Here is a 3960-nt window from a genome sequence, read left to right as displayed (position 1 = left end):
GGTGTTGAGCACGTCGAACAGCAGCCCGGTGCTGCGGTTGCGGCACATCAGCCACGCGATCGCCGACCAGCTCGCGTCGGAACGGTCGGTGGCGGCCCGATCGGCGAACGCCGCCCGCGCGGCGGACGGCGCGACGATCTCCACCTCGGCCCCGAGGGCGAGCAGTTGCCCTGCCGCGATCTCCGGGTCCTCGAAGTGGGCGACGACCTCGGTCCAGCCATCGGCCGCGGGCCCGGGGGCCTCGCGCAGCGCCTCGGTGGCGAGGTCGGCGTCGACCACGCCCGGCAGCGCGCGCATCCCCACCGGACTCAACCGCATCCGGACGGGCACGCGCCGCAGCGACCGCTCGAACTCCGCGGACGAGCGCTGCCACCAGCTCGCGAGGTCGAACTCGGCGGGCCGGTCGAAGAGCTCGTCGAGCCGGCTGACGGCGCGGACCCGGCCGACGCGGTAGGTGCGCACCTCCGCCGACCCACCGGGCACCCGGGCGACGAGGTACCACACACCCGCCTTGAGGACCAGCCCGAGCGGGTCCACGATGCGTTCGACGGTGCCGTCCCTCCGGGCGTAGTGGAGGCGGGTGCGCCGTTGCTCCCACACCGCGCCCGCGAGATCGGCGAGGTGCTCGGCCGCGTCCTCGCGGCGGAACCAGCCCGGCGCGTCGAGATGGAAGCGCTGGGCCAGGTGCTGTGCCTGTTCCCGCAGGGGCGTCGGCAGGGTGGCGGTGACCTTGGCGTGCGCGGCGGACACCGCCGTGCCGAGGCCGAGTTCGGCCAGTGCCCTCGGCACGCCCATCGCGAAGATCGCCACGGCCTCCCGGGAGGTCAAGCCGTCGAGGCGGGTGCGCCACCCGTCGACGAGCCGCACGCCGCCGTGCCGCCCGGTCTCGGTCCACAGCGGAACCCCCGCCGCCCGCAGCGTCGCCAGGTCCCGGTGCATCGTCCGTGGCGAGACGCCGAGTTCCTCGGCGAGTTCGGCGACGGTGCCGCCCCGCCTGTTCTGGAGCGTGAACAACAACGCCACCAGTCGTTCCGCGCGCATTCCGCGATTCTCCCCGGTGGCGCGTGTCACGCCTCGTGCCGCCGCCGCATCACGGCGGCGGTGACGGCGCCCAGCGCCAGGGCGACGGCGAGCGAGACGAGCAGGCTCGTGTGCGGCTCACGCATCAGCGAGCCGCCGACGTAGCCGAGGCCGCTGGCGTACGACGACCACAGCACGACACCGATTCCCGACGCCGCCACGAACATCGGTGGCGACCAGCGCAGCGACCCGGCGAGCAGCGATCCCGCGGTGCCGCCAGCGGGCAGCCAGCGGGCGATCACCAGTGCCGTGACCCCGCGCCGTTCGAGCTGGCCGCTGAGCCAGTGCGCGCCCGCGTCGACGGCGGGCCGCCCGCGGAGCCGGTCGAGCAGCCGCGAGACGCCGTGCCGTCCGACGCCGTAGAGGACCAGGTCCGACAGCAGGCACCCGGCGGCGGCGACGAGGATCACCGGCGCGAGCGGCAGGTCGCGCTGTGCCGCCGCGACCCCCATACCGATCAGGGACACCTCCGTCGGAGCCAGCGGCACCGCCGCGACGACGAAGAGGATCACCAGCGAAACCGTCGAGACCTCCACGCCCCCACTCAACGCGTCCGGCCCTGAGAGACCTTCAGTGCCGCGCCCGGAGTGACCACACCGTTGCCACATCGTGAGGCGCCACGAAAGTCTCCCGCGTTGCGTTGACATGCCGTCAAGGCCTCCTTCACTGCGTTCAACGCAGCCAAGGGGGCCTTGACGGCAATCCAACGGCGCGCTCAGCGGTGGGCGCGGTTGACCGCCGAGACGACGGCGCGCAGGGACGCCGTCACGATCGACGGGTCGATGCCCACGCCCCAGTACACGGCGTCATCGATGGCGCACTCGATGTACGAGGCCGCCATGGCGTCGTCACCCGGGCTCAGCGTGTGCTCGCTGTAGTCCAGCAGCCGCAGGTCGTAGCCGACAGTGGCCAGGGCGTCGAAGAACGCCGCGATCGGGCCGTTGCCGCTGCCGACGACCTCCTGCTCGTCGCCGTCCAGGCGGATCATCGCGTTGAGCTGGTACCGGCCGTCGGAGTCGGCCCGCACGTGCTGGGAGAGCAGCTCCAGCGGCGTCCGCGGACGCAGGTACTCCGCGTCGAACGCCTCCCACATCGCGGCCGGGTCGACCTCGCCGCCCGCGGTGTCGGTGTGCTTCTGGATGGTCTGCGAGAACTCGATCTGGAGCCTGCGCGGCAGGTCCAGCTGGTGCTCGGTGCGCATGACGTAGGCGATGCCGCCCTTGCCGGACTGCGAGTTGACCCGGATCACGGCCTCGTAGGTGCGGCCGACGTCCTTCGGGTCGATCGGCAGATACGGCACCTCCCACGGGAACCGCTCCAGCGGCACGTCCTGCTTCTCGGCGGCCGCGCGCAGCGCGTCGAAGCCCTTGTTGATCGCGTCCTGGTGGCTGCCGGAGAACGCGGTGAACACCAGGTCACCGGCCCAGGGGCTGCGCTCGTGCACCGGGAGCTGGTTGCAGTACTCGACCGTGCGCTTGATCGCGTCGAGGTCGGAGAAGTCGATCTGCGGGTCGATGCCCTGGCTGAACAGGTTCATCCCCAGCGCCACCAGGTCCACGTTGCCGGTGCGCTCGCCGTTGCCGAACAGGCACCCCTCGATCCGGTCGGCTCCCGCCTGGTAGCCCAGCTCGGCGGCGGCGATGCCGGTGCCCCGGTCGTTGTGCGGGTGCAGCGAGAGGATCACGCTGTCGCGGCGGTCCAGGTTGCGGTGCATCCACTCGATCGAGTCCGCGTAGACGTTGGGTGTGGCCATCTCGACCGTGGCGGGCAGGTTGAGGATGGCGGGCCGCGACGGCGTCGGCTGCCAGATGTCGGTGACGGCGTTGCACACCTCCGCCGCGTACGACAGCTCGGTGCCGGTGTAGGACTCGGGCGAGTACTGGAACCGGAACTCGGTGTCGGAGTACTTGGCCGCGTACTCCAGCGCCAGCTCGGCGCCCTGCGTGGCGATCTTCTTGATGCCCTCGCGCTCCTCGCGGAACACCACGCGCCGTTGCAGGATCGAGGTGGAGTTGTAGATGTGCACGATGGCGCGCGGTGCGCCCTCCAGCGCCGCGAAGGTGCGCTCGATCAGCTCGGGTCGGCACTGCGTGAGCACCTGGATGTGCACGTCCGGCGGGATGGCGTCCTCGGTGATGATCTCGCGCACGAAGTCGTAGTCGGTCTGGCTCGCGGCGGGGAAACCGACCTCGATCTCCTTGTAACCCATACGCACGAGCAGGTCGAAGAACGCGCGCTTGCGGGCCGGGGACATCGGATCGATCAGTGCCTGGTTGCCGTCGCGCAGATCCACCGCGCACCACAGCGGCGCCCGCTCGATGTGCCGGTCGGGCCAGGTGCGGTCGGGCAGCCGGATGTCCTCCACCAGCCGGTACCACGGCTCGTAGCGGTGGTAGGGCATCGAGCTGCCCTTCTGCATGTTCCACGCCGGCTGGCCCTCGGGCGCGGGGCGGGACGGGGTACGGATGCGGCCTGCGGAACTCGTTCCGGATTCGGAATTGCTCATCGTCGCTCGAAACTCCTGCTCAGTGGGTCGGGTCGTCTTCGACGCATCTCGGTCGACGACCGGCGCTGCGGCGTGTGGTGAACACCAGAAATCCCCGCGACGGGGAGCCGGTCCGATCAGGCCCCGTCGCGGCAGCGAAGCAGGAGGAGCTCGCGCGCCACGAACGCCACCCTAACGGGACGGCCCCGCCGCGCGGAAGGGCGGGGCCGATGCCGAACCGTGACCCGGTGCCGCGACCGGCGGGCTACTCGCGCGTAGCAGCAGGCCGGAACGCGTGCGAGAATCTCGCGTATGGGTGAACACCACGCCGACGACACCGACGGGACGGAGCCCACGCGCGCGATGCCCGCCGCGTCGGGGCGCCGGGCCGCGGC

General features: G+C 71.6%; 3 protein-coding genes. All 3 read right to left on the bottom strand.

The genetic code is table 11. The features are described 5' to 3' along the window. The coding region (locus SACSA_RS22050; RefSeq protein WP_019814909.1) for a helix-turn-helix transcriptional regulator at window positions 1-1041 on the bottom strand (1041 nt) is incomplete at its 3' end. 26 nt (window positions 1042-1067) lie between these two features. Next, window positions 1068-1616: a DedA family protein gene (locus SACSA_RS0108050; RefSeq protein WP_019814907.1), complete on the bottom strand. Its 549-nt coding sequence runs from the start codon at window positions 1614-1616 to the stop codon at window positions 1068-1070. 179 nt (window positions 1617-1795) lie between these two features. Beyond that, window positions 1796-3586, bottom strand: a complete 1791-nt coding sequence (leuA, locus tag SACSA_RS0108045; RefSeq protein ID WP_028661668.1) for a 2-isopropylmalate synthase — start codon at window positions 3584-3586, stop codon at window positions 1796-1798. Window positions 3587-3960: the final 374 nt, after the last annotated feature.

This window comes from Saccharomonospora saliphila YIM 90502, assembly GCF_000383795.1.
Taxonomy (GTDB): domain Bacteria; phylum Actinomycetota; class Actinomycetes; order Mycobacteriales; family Pseudonocardiaceae; genus Saccharomonospora; species Saccharomonospora saliphila.
The sequence above is the reverse complement of the archived record's forward strand: the minus strand, read 5'-3'. Positions and strand labels throughout refer to the sequence as shown.

Excerpts from the sequence above, each read along its gene's own strand:
- leuA (WP_028661668.1), bottom strand. The coding sequence starts at position 3,586 with ATGAGCAATTCCGAATCCGGAACGAGTTCCGCAGGCCGCATCCGTACC.